Origin of the sequence: Streptomyces sp. NPDC058291 (genome assembly GCF_042880855.1) — a bacterium.
Taxonomy (GTDB): domain Bacteria; phylum Actinomycetota; class Actinomycetes; order Streptomycetales; family Streptomycetaceae; genus Streptomyces.
In genome coordinates this window covers 37422-53695 of sequence record NZ_JBHVYK010000015.1, presented here as the reverse complement: position 1 = coordinate 53695, position 16274 = coordinate 37422, and the positions used below count along the sequence as shown (strand labels likewise).

Sequence of the window (16274 nt, the reverse complement as noted above, 5' to 3'; positions counted from 1 at the left end):
CGATCAGCGGGGGAGGGGGAGAGGGTGAGGGAGGGACGGGAAATGGCCTGGTCAGCGGGTTCCCGCGGCGGCGAAGCGGGCCACCTGGGCGACGTTGGTCCGGGTGACGAAGGCGGGGCCGGTCAACACGGGGGCGACGCCGCCGCCGCTGACGTTGCCGTTGGTCCGGTACAGCCACAGTCCGTCGACGGCCAGATAGCCCTGCAGATAGGGCTGTTGGTCCACGGCGAACTGCACTCGGCCGTCCCGGACGGCTGCGACCAGGTCCTTGTTCAGGTCGAAGGTGGCGATCTGGGCCTTGCTGCCCGCCGCGTCGGCCGCCTTGGCCGCCGCGAGTGCGAACTGGGCCCCGTTGGTGACGACTTCGTCGATGTCGGGGTCCTGCCGGAGACGGGTCGTCACGGCCGCGGTCACGGCGTCGATGTCCGTTCCGTCGACGTAGAGCATGTCCGTCTCACCGGTGAACGTCTTCTTGACGCCCGCGCAGCGCGCCTCCAGGGCGACGTTGCCCCGCTCGTGGATGACGCACAGGGCGTGTCCAACGTCCAGGCCGTCGAGCTTGTCGCCGACGGCGCGGCCCGCGACGCTCTCGTCCTGGCCGAAGTACTCCAGCAGACCTGCCGAACGCCAGGCGTCGATACCTGAGTTGAGGCCGACGACCGGGATGCCGGCCGCCTTGGCCGCGGCCACCGGAGCCTTCATGGCCTGCGGTTTGGCCAGGGTCACCGCGATGCCGTCGACCTGGTCGCGGATCGCGTCGCGCACCAGCTCGGCCTGCCCCGCGCCGTCGGAGTCGCTGGCGTAGGTCAGGTCGACGCCGTCCTTGGCGGCCGCCGCCTCGGCGCCCTTGCGCACCAGTTGCCAGAAGTCGTCGTCGGCGGCGCCGTGGGTGATCAGGGCGATCTTGATCCGGCCGGCCGAGCCGCCCGCCTGGTTCGTGGCCGAGGCGGACGAGGCGGCGTCGGTGCAGCCGGCGAGCAGGAGGCAGGACGCCGCGGCCAGGGCGGCGAGGCGCAGCGATCCGGGGATCACGGAGGTTCGGGGAGCGGGGAGGGGAGTGTTCATGGGGGGCTGCACCTCGCTGTGCGGCAGAGCAGAGGGACGGGCGAGCGCCGCCGATGCGAGGGGGTGGGCACCGGCGAGAGAGGATTCGTTGGCTGGGAGCCAACCGTGTGTGACTGCCGGCAGTCAAGTGAGCAGCCACCGGGGGTGAGGCGCCGGTGCCGCATTGTGATCCAGTGCCGTCGCGCTACGGACTAAGGCCGTCTAACGGCAGCTAGGTTGACTGTTGGTCAAGGTGAAGTCGCGGGCGGCCGGGATGTCATCGGGCACACCTGCGGACGGGGACTGCGGGTGCCCGCCATGGCACCGCGCTCCGCACGGCGCGACGAGGAGGGCGGTGAGCACCCCGCGACGCATGGAGCTCGACCCACGCCCCCACGACCCACGACCCGCGCCCACGACGACGTCGCCCCGTGCGGGGATCCGGGGGGTGCGGCGGGCGCGGCACGGGACGCAGGGCAGGCGTCCCAGGGCGGACGCGACCGGCGGGGCCGGGAGCGGCCCGCTGTGCGCAGGTCGTCCGGCCCCGCCGGTGAGGTGACGTACGGCCGTGCATCACGACCGCGAGTCGGACGCGTTGCCGCTTCTTTTCCGTGCTGTTCTTCGTTTCTTCCGGGCCGATGGCCGATGGCCGAGGCGGGTCAGGCGGTCAGGTCGGCTCCGCTACGAGAGCGGTTTCGCAACCTGAGCTCAGGCGGGCTTGCCTGCCTCGGGCAGGTGGCCGCCCTTGGGGACCGTCTCGACCGTTCGCTCGGACCACTCGGACCGCTCGGACCGCTCGGTCGGTTCGGTCCGCTTCTCCTCGTGCCGCTTGCGACGGCTCTGGCGCGGTTCCTGGTCGGGCACCCAGCCGAAGGCGAGGCAACTGCCCACGGCGCCCAGCAGGAGGCCGATGACGAAGCCGCCGATGTTGGACGTGAGCCAGGTGCCCAGCGAGAGCATGATCGCGATGATCGAGTAGAACAGCCGCTGGGTGGGGTTGAACAGGATCAGCAGACCGCAGAGCACCATCAGGGTGGGCAGGAGGTAACCCGCCAGCCCTTGCATGCCGACGTGCAGGATGACCGGAAGCGGTGCCTTCATGGTCACCAGGATCTCGGCGCCGCCCAGGACGAGCAGCGCGCCGCCTGCGAAGGGCCGGTGGCCCCTCCACCCGCGGAAGCGGTGCCGCCACTGGGTGAAGGTCATTACTTGCAGCCCTCGCTCGAGAAGCTCATCTTCAGACCGGGGAGCTTGAAGACGGCCGCGGTGGCCGCGTAGTTGTGCTGGTACAGGTTCTTGATGACGACGCTGTCGGCCTGCTGGCCGTAGACGCCCGCGGGGCCCTGGATCGGGACCTTGTCGAAGGTGCTGGAGTCGCGGCCGATCTCGATGTTGTTGAACTCGGCGTCGCCGGTGATCTGGTCGGAGTCGATGGCCAGGTTCTTCACGCTCACCGGGGTGTTCCCGCCGCCGGCCCTGAGGATCAGCTGGATCCCGCCGAGGTCGACGCTCTGGCACATGTTGGTGATCTTGCCGTTCTTCACGACCGAGGTGACGACCAGGACCTGGCCGCCGGTGTCACCCTGGTTGGGGCTGTTCTCGATCATGTTGTCCAGGCCGCCGAACTGTGCGAAGCCCTCGCCGTCGAGCCTGTCGGCGGTGACGACGAACGGCATGCCGGAGATCGCGAACTGCACCCCCAGCGCGCCCTGTGCGGTGAGGACCGCGAGTCCGGCGGCGACGAAGGTGGCGGGGACCGCCATCACGGCGGCCCGGCGCAGCCGGACCCGGCCGCGCCTCTGTGTGGAACCGCTTTCAGAGTTCTCAGGGGTGTTGTCGGCGGACGACGTGACGTCCGGGGACGAGGCCATGTCTGCTCCCATGCGCTAAGTCATGCGGGTTGGGCTTCAGTGGCACGTTGTCCTGGCGCGGACAGCGGCTGTCGCGCACGTCTCCTTGTGACTCCCGGAAGCCGTAAGGGCTTTCACGTTACGCAGCAGTAGCCATCGAGGAAGTTACCGATGGTTACACCATGCGGTCAAGGGAGATGTGGAAAAAGAGTGTTCATTATGTGCCACCTGAGGGACGCGGATCCGGACAGCGCTCTCGCATTTATCTGTCGGACCATCAAGTTCCTTTGCAGCTATTGACGTTGACCGGACAACAGGTCTACAACTCTCCCTGGCTCAGCCCGGATCCGTGGCGCCGGATCCGCAGCGCGGCGACATGCTCAGCGCTCCCGGACGTTCTGAGCCAGTACGGGCCCGCGGTGCGGGCTCGGTTTCTTCACGGCACCGGCAGGGCCGCTTCCCCCAGTGGTCTCGACCGGTCGCCTTCTCAGCCCGGTCCGGCCGGAGCACTCACCCGTGCCTCCGGCCGGTCGCCGGCCGCCTGCCGTTGCCGGTCCGTCACGTACGGAGAAGGCGTCACGGGCCGGCAGCGGTGGACGCCGAACGCGTCCCCCCATGTTGCTCCCATGTAACGCGCCGGTTCACCACGTATCGACCAACCCCTCTGCAACACACCCCCCTTCAGAAAGAGGCACCCGCATGCGCACCCGCTCTCGCTCCCTCCTCGCCCTTGCCGGTACTGTCGCCGCCCTCTCCCTCGCCGCCGCCACCCCGGCCTCCGCCGCCGGCGCCGTCCTGACGACCGCCAACGGCGACGTCGCCGTCGGTGACGTCCTCAACGCGTCTCTGGCCAGCGGCACGACGGCCGCGCTGTACTCCAGCGCGACCGGCACCAGCGGCGTCTCCTGTGCCTCGTCCGCGTTCAACGCCACCGTCACCGACAACCCGGCCGCGCCCGGCACCGCCACCGAGTCGCTCACCGCGCACACCTTCGGCAGCTGCACCGCCAACGTGGTCGGCGTGCTCGGCGTCACCGGCGTCACGGTCAACAACCTGGCGTACACCACCGCCGTGGGATCGGACGGCTCCGTCACCGTGACGCCGGCGGCCGGCTCCACCATCCAGACCACGGTCGTGCTGCGCACCCTGCTCGGCAGCATCAACTGCGTCTACCAGGCCCCGAGCCTGACCGGCGTCGCGAGCAACGCCGACAACAGCATCACCTTCACCAGCCAGCACTTCACCAAGACGTCCGGCTCGTCGCTCTGCTTCGCCAACGGCTACTTCACCGCGAAGTACGCCCCGGTGACCGACGCGGGCTCGGCCGTCACCGTCAACTGATCACCGTCGGACGCGGCTGATCCACCCAAGCCGCCCAGCGCGACCGGCGCTGCACGGCTGATCCAGGCACGGCTGGTCCGTGTACGGCTGGTCCGTGCACGGACACCTCTTCCGGGTGTGCGGACGACTGGCGTCCGCACACCCGGAAGTTCATGGGCCGCCCGCTCCGGTGACCCGCACTCAGCGCCGGCGCAGGCGCACGGCCAGGGCGGTTCCGCCGGTGAGTGCCAGCACCGCCGCGGCGCCGCCCGCCAGCACCGGCGCGGACGGCCCGGAGCCGGCCGCCGTGCCGGACGCCACCGGGGTGCTCTTGGGGGCGGCGGCCCGCGCGGACGCGGGGCCGGACGAGGCCGGCGCGGACACGCTGCCGGCCGCCGATGACGGCGTCGCACTCCGCGGCGTCTTCGGCGTGGCCGGAACCGGCGCCTTCGTCACCGGTGTGCTCGCCGGTTTGTTTCCCGGCTTGTTTCCTGGCTTGCTTTGCGAAACCGATGTCGAGAACACCACGTCCGAGCACGAGTAATAGGTGTCGGGCGTGCTGCTGTTCTGCCAGATCGTGTAGAGCATCTGTCGTCCGGTTCGGTCCGCGGGCAGTTTCGCCGTGAAGCGGTAGGCGCCGTTCGTCAGCGGCGGGTCCTTGACCTCGGCGAACGGCCGCTCCGGCAGATCAGACCAGGTAGGCGGTTTCGACGGGTTGTACCCGGGCTTCGTGAGATACAGCTTGAACGTGCCGGTGTGCGCGATCGTCGAGGCGTAGGTCATGCGCAGGGTCCCACCGGGCGACAGCCTGGTCGAAGGCCAGTCGGCGCGGGCCAGATCGAGCCCCTTGTAGGCGGCCAGTCCGCCGCTGCACAGCTGCCCGTCCGGGACGACCTGGCGGTCGCGGCCGTTCACGTTCGCCACCCGCAGGTTGTCCCATGCGGCGAAGGAGGCGCCGTTCGCGTCGACGGCAGCCCGGCAGGCGGCGGTCCGGGCGGCGGCGCCGCCCTCGGGGGAGCAGGCGTACACCCGGCTGACCGGATCCGTGGGAGCGCCGTGCGCCTGGGCCGGTCCGGCGGCCCACAGGCTCAGCAGAAGCGGGCTCACGGCGGCGGCCGCCAGGGCTGCGGTGCGGTGTGCGGTCGTGCGGGGCATCGGGGACGTCTCCTCGGCCGGCGCGGAACGGTCTGCCGTGAGTACGGGGATCCGGCTCCGCGCGTTCAGAGCGGCGGCCCCTGCGTCCGCGTCCGCGACCCGGCTGCGAACCGGTGCCGACCGCGGACCGACGCCGACCCGACCCCGGACCGACGCCGACCCGAGTCCGAACCGACTCCGACCCGAGTCCGAACCGACTCCGACCCGAGCCCGAGTCCCCCTTCGCGCTGACGCCGACCCGAGTCCGAACCGACTCCGACCCGAGCCCGAGCCCCTCTTCGCACTGACTCCGAACCGGCTGCGAACCCTGCCCGAACGGCCGGTAACAGACGGTCCGTTGCGTAACGTGAGCCGTCTCGTAACGGATTGCACGTGTCACCTTGCGCACCGCGGCACCCGAGCCTGCAGAAATCGGCGCAGAAACCGCGCATCCCGTCTCTTTCGATGGCCGTTCGGACTGTGCCACTGGTACGTTTTCTCTGGAGGTCCTGTCCTGCTGAAGGCGTCCTTCCTCGGGGTAAGTCGGGGCCTCGCGGGGGGAGTCGATGATGTCCGCAACCCGATCAGAGTTGCCTCACGGTGAGAAACTGTGTACGTGGGGTAACAAGAAACGGCACGACCCGTTCTTTACCGGCCCGGGAGAGTATCAGCCGATGGCGAGGCAGTTACGCGCCGAACAGACCCGCACGACGATCATCACGGCCGCCGCCGACCTGTTCGACCGGCGCGGCTACGAGTCGACAAGCCTCAGTGACATCGTCGCGCACGCCCATGTCACCAAGGGGGCCCTGTACTTCCACTTCGCGGCGAAGGAGGACCTGGCCCACGCCATCATGGAACTCCAGTCCCAGGCCGCCCGCCGGGTCGCCGGAGAGATCGACGACCGTGGGTGCGCATCCCTCGAAGCCCTGATGCGTCTGACCTTCGCTCTGACCAGGCTGTCGGTCGAGGGCCCGATCGCGCGCGCCGGCCTACGGCTCGCCACCGGGGGAGTGGCGGTCCGCCCGCCCCTGCCGCACCCGTTCACGGAGTTGCTGGACCTGATCTCGCGACGGCTCGGCGGCGCGGTCAAGGAGTCCGACATCCACTCGGACGTCGACGTCGACGCCGTGGCCCACTCCCTCGTGTGCTTCTTCGTCGGCACCCGCGTCGTCGGCCGCTCCCGTGAGCCCGCCGGCCGGCTGCCCCGGCGGATGTCCGAGATGTGGTACGTCCTCATCCGAGGGCTGGTACCCGTACCGCGCCGCCCGCGCTATCTGAGTCTCGCCACACGGCTGGAGCGGGAGGTCCTGGCGACGGTGTGAGACCGCCGGCCCCACACAACCGAGCAGCAGCGCTCCCCACACAACCCGTCCGGCCCTCCCTCGCCGTGGACACCAGTTCGCCGAGGGACTCGGCCAGCTGCGGCAGCGTCTTGGCGTGGGCGTCCGAGCAGCAGCGCTCCCTGCACGCCCGCGCGATACCGTGAGGCGCATGCGCCGTACCCCTGCCCCGCCCGTGATCCTCGGCAACGAACCCGGCTCGTTCCCCCGCAGTGTGCTGGCCGAGCGGCATCCGGCGATCATCCGGCAGGTGCGCGACGCCTTCCCCTACGGGCCCGAGATCCACCGTGCCCTGGACGCGCTGTCGGACTCCTGCGCCGGGGGCGTCATCGAACCGCTGCCCGACGACGCACACGACCGGGACCGCTGGCGGGACTGGGGGCTGGACGCCTATGTCGGCCGCTCCTGGTTCGACGTGCCCTGGCTGTGGTCCGAGAGCTGGTTCTACCGCCGGCTTCTCCACGCGGTCGGTTACTTCGGTCCCGGACCGTGGGCCGGCATCGACCCGTTCCGCCCCTTCAAGCTCGCCGAGCTCGACGCGGCCGAGACCGACGAGGAACTGGCGGCGCTCGACGCCCTCGCGGACCGATCGGCCGGGGAACGGGCCCGCGCCCTCCTGCACGGCTCCCTGTGGGGCAACCGGGCCGACCTCGGGTTCCGGTTGTCCGACGGCGAGGCCGAGGGACGGGCCGCCGTACCCGGCCTCGTCGCCGACGACAGCGAGGCGCTGTGGTCCCTGCTGGCGTCCGCGAAGGGCGGGGCAGCCGCGGACGACCAGGACCAGGACCGATGTCGGGACCGAAACCGATATCAGGATCAGGACGTCTATCAGGATCAGGACGGACCTCAGGACCGGAGCGGGGACGGAGGCCAGGACCGCAACCGCGACGCCCGAGGGGAGGCGGGCGTGACCCTGTGCCTGGTCGCGGACAACGCCGGACGCGAGCTGGTCCCCGATCTCCTCCTCGCCGCCCATCTCCTCGGCCACGGACAGTGCGACCGGGTCGTCCTGCACGTCAAGCCGTACCCGTACTACGTCTCCGACGCGACGACGGCCGACGTCGTCGACGCGCTGCGGAAGCTCGCGCGCGCGGGAGGAACAGCCGCCGAGCACGGCCGACGCCTGTGGGCGGCCATGGCCGAGGGCGTCCTGACGGTCCGCGCGCATCCGTTCTCCGCCGCGCCTCTGCCGTACGCGCGGATGCCCGACGACCTGCGGGCGCAGTTCGCGGCGGCGACCCTGACGATCGTGAAGGGCGACCTCAACTACCGGCGGCTGGTGGGGGACAACAGGTGGGCGCCCACCACGCCCTTCGCCGAAGTCACCGCCTACTTCCCCGGTCCGGTCGTGGCGCTGCGCACGCTCAAGTCCGACGTGATCACCGGTCTCGACGCCGTCACGGAGGCCGCACTGGTCGCCGCCGAAGGGCAGCGCTGGCGGACCGGCGGAACACATGCCCTGATCCAGTTGCGGAAGTGACGCCGGCAGGGCCTGTCGACTCGTGCTCCGGGGCCGCCCACCTCCCGACGGACACGTCAACTGCCGGACAGTTCCCCGCTTTCCGCCACATTCACGCGATGGTGTGATCATGTGCCGCCCCGCGGATGACGGTTCGGGGCCCCGGGTAGGGCCCGGCCATGACGCAACCGTTCGAACTCCCGCAGTTCTACATGCCGCACCCCGCGCGGCTGAACCCGCACGTCGAGCAGGCGCGGGCCCACTCCACCCGGTGGGCGCGCGACATGGGCATGCTGGAGGGGTCCGGGATCTGGGAGCAGTCCGACCTGGAGGCGCACGACTACGGCCTGCTCTGCGCCTACACCCACCCCGACTGCGACGGGCCCGCCCTGTCGCTGATCACCGACTGGTACGTGTGGGTGTTCTTCTTCGACGACCATTTCCTCGACATGTTCAAGCGCACCCCTGACCGCGCCGCCGGCAAGGCCCACCTGGACCGGCTGCCGCTGTTCATGCCGCTGGACCTGGCGACGCCCGTGCCCGGGCCGCGCAATCCGGTGGAAGCGGGCCTGAAGGACCTGTGGGCGCGCACGGTGCCTGCCATGTCCGAGGACTGGCGGCGTCGTTTCGCCGTGGCGACAGAGCACCTGCTCAACGAGTCGATGTGGGAGCTGTCCAACATCAACCAGGGGCGGATCGCCAACCCCGTCGAGTACATCGAGATGCGGCGCAAGGTGGGCGGCGCGCCCTGGTCGGCGGGGCTGGTGGAGTACGCGACAGCCGAGGTCCCGGCCGCCGTCGCCGGGTCGAGGCCGCTCAGGGTGCTGATGGAGACCTTCTCCGACGCCGTGCACCTGCGCAACGACCTGTTCTCCTACCAGCGCGAGGTCGAGGACGAGGGCGAGAACAGCAACGGCGTGCTCGTCCTGGAGAAGTTCTTCGACTGCACCACCCAGGAGGCCGCCGACACGGTCAACGACATCCTCACCTCCCGTCTCCACCAGTTCGAGCACACCGCGTTCACCGAGGTCCCCGCGGCGGCCCTGGAGAAGGGGCTCAGGCCCGACGAGGTGGCCGCCGTCGCCGCCTACACCAAGGGCCTGCAGGACTGGCAGTCCGGCGGCCACGAGTGGCACCTGCGCTCCAGTCGGTACATGAACGAGGGCGCCGTGGCGGGCGCGCCCTGGCAGCGGCTGACCGGCCCGGGCACCTCCGCCGCCGACGTCGGCGCGCTCCTCGCCTCGGCCGCCGCGGAACGCCTGCGCGCGTACGCGCACGTACCGTTCCAGAAGGTCGGCCCGTCGCTGCTGCCCGACTTCCACATGCCCTTCCAGGTGGAGCTGAGCCCGCACCTGGAGGCGTGCCGACCGCGCCTGAAGGCGTGGTCGCACCGCATGGGCCTCCTGGAGGAGGGGGTCTGGGACGAGGACAAACTCGCCGCCTACGACCTCCCGCTGTGCTCGGCCGGTCTCGACCCGGACGCCACTGCCGGGGCCCTGGACCTCAGTGCTCAGTGGCTCGCCTGGGGCACCTACGGCGACGACTACTACCCGCTCGTCTTCGGCGGCCGCCGCGACCTCGCGGCCGCCCGCCTGACCACGGCCCGTCTGTCGGCCTGCATGCCCGTGGACGGCGAGGCGGCCCCCGTCGTCCCCGTCAACGCCATGGAGCGCGCCCTGATCGACCTGTGGGCGCGCACCACCGCCGCCATGACCGGCGACCAGCGGCGCACGCTGCGCGACGCCGTCGACGTGATGACCGAGAGCTGGGTGTGGGAGCTGTCCAACCAGCTCCAGAACCGCGTCCCCGACCCGGTCGACTACCTGGAGATGCGCCGCGCCACCTTCGGCTCCGACCTCACCCTGAGCCTGTGCCGCATGGGCCAGGGGCCCGCCGTCCCGCCGGAGGTCTACCGCAGCGGTGTCGTCCGCGCGCTGGAGAACGCGGCCGTGGACTACGCGTGCCTCACCAACGACGTCTTCTCGTACCAGAAGGAGATCGAGTACGAGGGGGAGATGCACAACGCGATCCTCGTCGTGCAGAACTTCTTCGGCTGCGACTACCCGACCGCGCTCGGCATCGTCCACGACCTGATGACCCAGCGCATGGAGCAGTTCCAGCATGTGGCCGCACAGGAACTGCCCGTCCTGTACGACGACTTCGACCTCTCGCCCGAGGCCCGCGAGGCGATGGGGCACTATGTCGCCGACCTGCAGAACTGGCTGGCGGGCATCCTGAACTGGCACCGTGAGGTGGACCGGTACAAGTCCGGCTATCTGGCCGGCCGCACCCATGGCTTCCTGCCGGACCGCGTGCCGGCGGCCCCCGTCCCGTACCCGTCGCTCTCCTGACGGATCAGTCTCACTCGTTCGTGGCTCGTGGTGCGCCCGTGCGCCGGGTAGAGCACCAGGCGGAGGCGATCCATGGAACAGACAGCGTTGCGTCCCAAACCCATGCCGGGCCGGGAGTCCGGTGGCTGCGCCGGTCCCGGCGACCGGGTCCGCCGGCGCATGCCGCACGCGGGCGGGGCGGCAGGCTGACGACCCTGCTGTGCGGCCTGTTCGCGGCGGGCGAGCAGGTGCCCCGCGCGGCCGGTGCGTTCAGCCGGGGACCCGTTGGGGTGGGACGGGCGCCGGCCGATCGTGCACGATCGTGGCGCACCGCCTGGACCACGGGCCCCGGTGCAGCGCTCACCACGCCGCCCGCCGCCCTCGAGCTGCCGAAGGCGCGTCGCCGGCTCCGACACGCGCAGCGACTGTCGGCCGTGAGGACGGCGCGGGACGGCGCGGGACGGCGGGGACGGTGAGGACGGTGAAGGACAGCGGGGGCGGTGGAGGGCAGCGGGGGACGGCGGGGGACGGCGGGGGGCGCGGTGATGTCTGCGGTGATCGCGGCCGACCGTCGCCGCGCCTCGGGCCACAGGGCGGCCGATCGGGACGACGGAGGGGGCCGGCCAGGCCGTCGCCGTGGCCGGCCGGGCGCCGCAACATCGTCAACCGGCTCGCGGGAGCCCCGTCGGACGGGCAGGATGCTGCCCGTGGCCGTCACGTCGGCGTCACCCGGCCCGGACGACCGCCACACCTCAGTCGCCACGTCCTTTCTGGGAGGCCCGGATGACCGGCACCGCCCCCGCGCCCTTCACCGCCGACGACTATCGGGCCCGCATGACGCGCGCCGCGCGCGAGGCCGCCGACGCCGGCCTCGCCGGCCTCCTCGTGGCACCGGGCCCCGACCTCGTCTGGCTCACCGGCTACGCGCCCACCGCCGCCACCGAACGGCTCACGCTGCTCGTCCTCGCCGCCGGCCGGGAACCCGTCCTCGTCGTGCCCACCCTGGAGGCCCCCGACGCGGCCAAGGCGGCGGGCGCCCCGGCCCTCGCCCTGCGCGACTGGACCGACGGCAAGGACCCCTACGCCGTCGCCGCCGCCCTGCTCGACGCCGACGGCCGGTTCGGGATCAGCGACAACGCCTGGGCGATGCACCTGCTCAGTCTGCAGAAGGCCCTGCCCGCCGCCTCCTACGCCTCCCTCACCCAGGCTCTGCCCATGCTGCGCGCCGTCAAGGACGCGGCCGAGCTGGAGCTGATGGCGGCCGCGGGCGCCGCCGCGGACCGGGCGTTCGAGGAGATCCGGCGGATGCCCTTCGCCGGCCGCCGTGAGACGGAGGTCGGCGCGGACCTCGCGGACCTGCTGCGCAGGTTCGGGCACTCCCAGGTCGACTTCACCATCGTCGCGTCGGGGCCCAACGGCGCCAACCCGCACCACGAGGTCGGCGACCGCGTCATCGAGCACGGCGACATGGTCGTCCTCGACTTCGGCGGCCTCAAGGACGGCTACGGCTCCGACACCTCCCGCACCGTCCACGTCGGCGAGCCCACCGAGGAGGAACGCCGGGTGCACGACCTCGTCCGCGAGGCGCAGGAGGCGGGCTTTCGCGCGGTGCGGCCCGGCGTCGCCTGCCAGGAGGTCGACCGGGCCGCCCGCGCGGTCATCGCCGACGCCGGTTACGGTCCGCGCTTTATCCACCGCACCGGTCACGGCATCGGCGTCACCACCCACGAGCCGCCGTACATGATCGAGGGCGAGGAACAGCCCCTCGTGCCCGGTATGTGCTTCTCCGTCGAGCCCGGCGTCTATCTGCCCGGCCGGTTCGGGGTGCGCATCGAGGACATCGTCACCGTCACCGAGGACGGCGGCCGCCGTCTCAACGACACCACCCGCGAACTGGTCATAGTGGACTGAACCGCTCCCAGGAGTCCCCGGCACCCACCCGAACGGCAACGGCGCGATCATGACCCAGGCACCGACACCCACCGCGGACACCGTCCGCCGGCTGGTCCGCGCGCTCCTGAAGCAGTCCGGCCCGGGCGGCCCAGGCCCGGAGGTACGGCCCGTCGCCGAGGGCGGCCCGCAGACCACCTGGTGGGTCGGGGACCGCCATGTGCTGCACCTGGCCCCCGATCGGGAGGCCGCGCTGCGCCGCCGCCGCGAACTGCGGCTGCGCGACCTCGTCCGTCCGCACGTCCCCGTGGCCCTGCCGACCGCCGTCGCCCAGGGCGAGTGGTCCCCCGGCCTCATCTGCACCCTCGACACCAGGCTGCCCGGCGGCACGGCCGAGGAGCACGACGTGTCGGCCGTCGGCGAGGCCGATCTCGCCGGGCTGCTCGGCGGGCTGCGCGAGGTCCCGCCCCGGGCGGCCGAGGCGCTCGGCGCGCCGCGCACCGCCCCGCGCTCGCTGGAGGCGCTGCGCCGGATGGCGGTGACCGCCGCGGAGGGCCTGGCCCGGGCGGACGAGTTCGACCCCGCCCGTCTGCACCAGCTCACCCCGCCCGGCGCGGTCCAGCTGGCCGCCCAGCCCGCCACGGCCGTCCTGGTCCACCACGCCCTGCGCGGCGAGCACCTCGTGGTGAGCGCGGACGGCCGGGTGCGCGGCGTCCTGGACTGGACCGAGGCGGTCGTCGGGGACCCCGCGGAGGATATCGCCGGCCTCGCCCTGGCCGTCGGCTCCGGCGCCGCCGTGCGGGCCGCCACCCTCGCCGGCTACGGCGTACGGCCCTGTCTGCGCGGGCTGTGGCTGGCCCGCTGCGACACCGTCGTCCGCCTCGCCGAGCACGTCACGGGCCGCGGACCCGGCCCCCGCGACCCGGACGCCCTCTCCCTCTGGCGGACCCGGCTGGGACGCGCCTGGGAGGCGATCCTGCTGGAGCGCGTGACGGAACTGCGGGAGGACGAGGAGGACGCGGAGGGCGCGGAGCGCGCACCGGACGAGGAGCCGTGACCGTCCCGGCCGCCGCCGGGGAGGAGGAGCCGTGACCGTCCCGGCCGCCGCCGGGGAGGAGGAGCCGTGACCGTCCCGGCCGCCGCCGGGGAGGAGGAGCCGCGACCGTCCCGGGCGGCGCGCTCCCCGATCCCACCCCCGGATCCCACTTCCCGATCCCACCCCCGGATCCCACTTCCCGATCCCGCTCCCGGATCCCGCTCCCCGATCCGCAGTCCGAGGCGCGCTCCGCCTGCGGTGGGACCCCGCGCGCGGGGCGGCCCCGCCTCGTCCCGCGGGCGGAGGTCAGTCCTGTTCCAGGACCACGCACGAGTGGCCGGGCAGTTGCAGCAGCCCGTCCGGGCCCGGTGCGTCCACCGGCTCCCACGCGGCCAGCACGCGGGCCGGGCGCGGGCCCAGGGGGATCGCGGCCGGCTCCTTGCCGAGGTTGACGGCCACCCGGACGTCGCCGCGCCGGAAGGCCAGCCAGCGGGCCTGCGCGTCGTGAGCCACCTTGATGTCGGCCAGGTCGGGGTCGGTGAGGTCGGCGTGCGCGTGCCGCAGCGCGATCAGCTCGCGGTACCAGGCCAGCACGCGCGCGTGCGGCTCGCGCCGGGGCTCGGACCAGTCCAGGCAGGAGCGCTCGCGGGTCGCCGGGTCCTGCGGGTCCGGCACGTCCTCCTCGGCCCAGCCGTGCGTCGCGAACTCCCGCCGCCTGCCCCGCCGTACGGCCTCGGCGAGCTCGGGGTCGGTGTGGTCGGTGAAGTACTGCCAGGGCGTGCCCGCGCCCCACTCCTCGCCCATGAACAGCATCGGCGTGAACGGGGCGGTCAGCGTCAGCGCGGCCGCGCAGGCCAGCAGTCCGGGGGAGAGGCTCGCCGAGAGCCGGTCGCCCAGGGCGCGGTTGCCCACCTGGTCGTGGGTCTGGGAGTAGCCCAGGAGCCGGTGCGCCGGCATCCGGGCGCGGTCCAGCGGACGGCCGTGGCGGCGGCCCCGGAAACCCGAGTACGCGCCGTCGTGGAAGAAGCCGCCGGTGAGGGTCTTGGCGAGCGCGGCGAAGGGATCGCGCGCGAAGTCGGCGTAGTAGCCCTGGGACTCGCCGGTGAGCGCCGTGTGCAGTGCGTGGTGGAAGTCGTCGTTCCACTGTGCGTGCAGGCCCAGGCCGTTCTCCCGGCGGGGGGTGATCAGCCGCGGGTCGTTCAGGTCGGACTCCGCGATCAGGAACAGCGGCCGGCCCGTCTCGGCGGCGAGGGCGTCGACGGCCGCCGACAGCTCCTCCAGGAAGTGGCACGCGCGCGTGTCCGCGAGCGCGTGCACCGCGTCCAGCCGCAGACCGTCGAGCCGGTAGTCGCGCAGCCAGGCCACAGCGCTGTCCAGCAGATAGGCGCGCACCTCGTCCGAGCCGGGCGCGTCCAGGTTGACGGCCGCCCCCCACGGCGTGTGGTGGGTCTCGGTGAAGTACGGCCCGAACTCGGGCAGGAAGTTGCCCGAGGGGCCGAGATGGTTGTGCACGACGTCCAGGACCACGCCCAGACCGAGCTCGTGGGCCCGGTCGACGAAGCGCTTCAACGCCTCCGGACCGCCGTACGGCTCGTGCACCGCCCACGGCGACACGCCGTCGTATCCCCAGCCGTGCCGGCCGGGGAACGAGCACAGCGGCATCAGCTCCACATGGGTGACGCCGAGCTCCGCGAGATGCCCGAGCCGCCCGGCGGCCGCGTCCAGGGTGCCCTCGGGGGTGTACGTGCCCACGTGCAGCTCGTACAGGACCGCCCCCGGCAGCGGACGCCCGGGCCACTGCGTACGCCAGGCGTAGCGGCTCTGGTCGACGACCGCGCTGAGCCCCTCGGGGCCGTCCGGCTGACGGCGCGAGCGCGGGTCGGGCCGGACGGGGCCGTCGTCCAGCGCGAAGCCGTACCGCGCGCCGTCCCCGGCCTCCGCCTCGGCGGTCCACCACCCGGATCGCTCCGGATCGCGCTCCATCACGCGCGCTGCGCCCTCGCACTGGAGCGTCACACGTTCGGCCTGCGGTGCCCACACCTCGAACTGCACGGACGGTTCCCCTTCGTCTGTTGACCGTGATGGAGCGCGTCGTCGCCCATCGTGCCTGAAGATCGATCCGCTTCGGGAACACTCCCATTGTCGCCACCCGCGGGCGGGGGCGTTCTCCCGTCTTCTGGACACCCGGGGTTTCGCTGACCGACAATCACCAGCGTGACGTCGTCCTTCGAGTTCAACACGTACCCCGCGCGGCTGTCCGACGTGGAGCGCGACCGGGCGCTGAAGGTGCTGCGTGACGGCGCCGCCATGGGGCGTCTGTCGCACGACACGTTCATCCGGCGCATGGAGCTGGCCCTCGCCGCCCGCCGCTCGGACGAGCTCGCCGTCCTCACCGCCGACCTGCCCAGGGAGAGCCGTTTCTCCCGCGTCGTCTTCGGCTCCGTCGAGGCGGTCTCGGGCTTCACCGTGCGGCTGCGCCGGGCCTGGCAGGCCGAGCGGCTGCCCAAGCTGCTGCTCCCGCACCCCGGCACCGAGCAGGCGCTGCGCATCGGCCGCGACCCGGTGAACGGCCTGCGGCTGACCCACGAGAGCGTCTCGCGGGTGCACGCCGAACTGAGCCGCCGGGGCGGGATGTGGGTCCTGCGCGACCTCGGCTCGACCAACGGGACGACCGTCAACGGACGCCGTGTCATCGGCGCGGCCGTGGTCCGCGAGGGCGACCAGGTCGCCTTCGGCCGGACGGCGTTCCGGCTCTCGGCGAACTGAACACGCGCACCTCCCGCGCGCCCGGCTGCCCCCTTCCCGCGAGCCCCGCCCCCTTCCCGCGAGCCCCGCCCCCTTCCCGCGAGCCCCGCCCCCTTCCCGCGA

General features: G+C 72.4%; 12 protein-coding genes and 1 pseudogene. 7 read left to right on the top strand and 6 right to left on the bottom strand.

The window, feature by feature from the left end:
• Positions 1-51: 51 nt before the first annotated feature.
• From ACFVYK_RS10515 to ACFVYK_RS10505, 3 genes are all read right to left on the bottom strand, one after another.
• On the bottom strand, positions 52-1065 hold the full coding sequence (locus tag ACFVYK_RS10515; RefSeq protein WP_389771182.1) for a substrate-binding domain-containing protein: 1014 nt from the start codon (positions 1063-1065) through the stop codon (positions 52-54).
• Between the two features lie 687 nt (positions 1066-1752).
• Positions 1753-2250 carry a DUF6114 domain-containing protein gene (locus tag ACFVYK_RS10510; protein ID WP_389771181.1) on the bottom strand — a complete coding sequence of 166 codons (498 nt, stop codon included), beginning with the start codon at positions 2248-2250 and terminating at the stop codon, positions 1753-1755.
• Complete coding sequence (locus ACFVYK_RS10505; protein WP_389771316.1) at positions 2250-2915, bottom strand: DUF6230 family protein; 666 nt, start codon at positions 2913-2915, stop codon at positions 2250-2252. The genes ACFVYK_RS10510 and ACFVYK_RS10505 overlap by 1 nt, the downstream gene beginning before the upstream one ends.
• Before the next feature lie 678 nt (positions 2916-3593).
• Between ACFVYK_RS10505 and ACFVYK_RS10500 the strand changes: the two genes are divergently transcribed.
• A complete protein-coding gene (locus tag ACFVYK_RS10500; RefSeq protein WP_389771178.1) occupies positions 3594-4235 on the top strand; it encodes a Tat pathway signal sequence domain protein in 642 nt (213 codons plus the stop codon).
• Between the two features lie 180 nt (positions 4236-4415).
• Here the strand turns inward: ACFVYK_RS10500 and ACFVYK_RS10495 are convergent, their stop codons facing one another.
• Complete coding sequence (locus tag ACFVYK_RS10495; RefSeq protein WP_389771175.1) at positions 4416-5369, bottom strand: lytic polysaccharide monooxygenase; 954 nt, start codon at positions 5367-5369, stop codon at positions 4416-4418.
• A 653-nt stretch (positions 5370-6022) separates the two neighbouring features.
• Between ACFVYK_RS10495 and ACFVYK_RS10490 the strand changes: the two genes are divergently transcribed.
• Entirely contained in the window at positions 6023-6673 is a 651-nt protein-coding gene (locus ACFVYK_RS10490) for a ScbR family autoregulator-binding transcription factor (protein WP_389771172.1), read from the top strand.
• A gap of 46 nt (positions 6674-6719) precedes the next feature.
• On the opposite strand, the pseudogene ACFVYK_RS10485 reads toward ACFVYK_RS10490, so the two are convergent.
• Positions 6720-6797: pseudogene (locus tag ACFVYK_RS10485) on the bottom strand (2-oxo acid dehydrogenase subunit E2); the annotation flags it as partial.
• 45 nt (positions 6798-6842) lie between these two features.
• Between ACFVYK_RS10485 and ACFVYK_RS10480 the strand changes: the two are divergent.
• From ACFVYK_RS10480 to ACFVYK_RS10465, 4 genes are all read left to right on the top strand, one after another.
• Positions 6843-8171 (top strand): damage-control phosphatase ARMT1 family protein, encoded by a 1329-nt coding sequence (locus ACFVYK_RS10480; protein ID WP_389771170.1) that lies wholly within the window; start codon positions 6843-6845, stop codon positions 8169-8171.
• Between the two features lie 158 nt (positions 8172-8329).
• On the top strand, positions 8330-10501 hold the full coding sequence (cyc2, locus tag ACFVYK_RS10475) for a germacradienol/geosmin synthase Cyc2 (RefSeq protein ID WP_389771167.1): 2172 nt from the start codon (positions 8330-8332) through the stop codon (positions 10499-10501).
• Positions 10502-11263: 762 nt separating this feature from the next.
• Entirely contained in the window at positions 11264-12391 is a 1128-nt protein-coding gene (locus ACFVYK_RS10470; RefSeq protein WP_389771166.1) for a M24 family metallopeptidase, read from the top strand.
• 49 nt (positions 12392-12440) lie between these two features.
• Entirely contained in the window at positions 12441-13427 is a 987-nt protein-coding gene (locus tag ACFVYK_RS10465) for a phosphotransferase family protein (protein WP_389771164.1), read from the top strand.
• Positions 13428-13712: 285 nt separating this feature from the next.
• Here ACFVYK_RS10465 and treZ read toward each other — a convergent pair whose 3' ends face one another.
• On the bottom strand, positions 13713-15458 hold the full coding sequence (gene treZ, locus ACFVYK_RS10460; RefSeq protein ID WP_389771162.1) for a malto-oligosyltrehalose trehalohydrolase: 1746 nt from the start codon (positions 15456-15458) through the stop codon (positions 13713-13715).
• A 162-nt stretch (positions 15459-15620) separates the two neighbouring features.
• Here treZ and ACFVYK_RS10455 point away from each other — a divergent pair, with 162 nt between their 5' ends.
• Positions 15621-16172: an FHA domain-containing protein gene (locus ACFVYK_RS10455; RefSeq protein WP_389771160.1), complete on the top strand. Its 552-nt coding sequence runs from the start codon at positions 15621-15623 to the stop codon at positions 16170-16172.
• The last annotated feature ends 102 nt before the right edge of the window (positions 16173-16274 follow it).

Coding starts and splice junctions, on each gene's coding strand:
- ACFVYK_RS10470 (WP_389771166.1), top strand. CDS start 11,264: ATGACCGGCACCGCCCCCGCGCCCTTCACCGCCGACGACTATCGGGCC.
- ACFVYK_RS10495 (WP_389771175.1), bottom strand. CDS start 5,369: ATGCCCCGCACGACCGCACACCGCACCGCAGCCCTGGCGGCCGCCGCC.
- ACFVYK_RS10465 (WP_389771164.1), top strand. CDS start 12,441: ATGACCCAGGCACCGACACCCACCGCGGACACCGTCCGCCGGCTGGTC.
- ACFVYK_RS10500 (WP_389771178.1), top strand. CDS start 3,594: ATGCGCACCCGCTCTCGCTCCCTCCTCGCCCTTGCCGGTACTGTCGCC.
- ACFVYK_RS10515 (WP_389771182.1), bottom strand. CDS start 1,065: ATGAACACTCCCCTCCCCGCTCCCCGAACCTCCGTGATCCCCGGATCG.
- ACFVYK_RS10490 (WP_389771172.1), top strand. CDS start 6,023: ATGGCGAGGCAGTTACGCGCCGAACAGACCCGCACGACGATCATCACG.
- cyc2 (WP_389771167.1), top strand. CDS start 8,330: ATGACGCAACCGTTCGAACTCCCGCAGTTCTACATGCCGCACCCCGCG.
- ACFVYK_RS10505 (WP_389771316.1), bottom strand. CDS start 2,915: ATGGCCTCGTCCCCGGACGTCACGTCGTCCGCCGACAACACCCCTGAG.
- ACFVYK_RS10480 (WP_389771170.1), top strand. CDS start 6,843: ATGCGCCGTACCCCTGCCCCGCCCGTGATCCTCGGCAACGAACCCGGC.
- ACFVYK_RS10510 (WP_389771181.1), bottom strand. CDS start 2,250: ATGACCTTCACCCAGTGGCGGCACCGCTTCCGCGGGTGGAGGGGCCAC.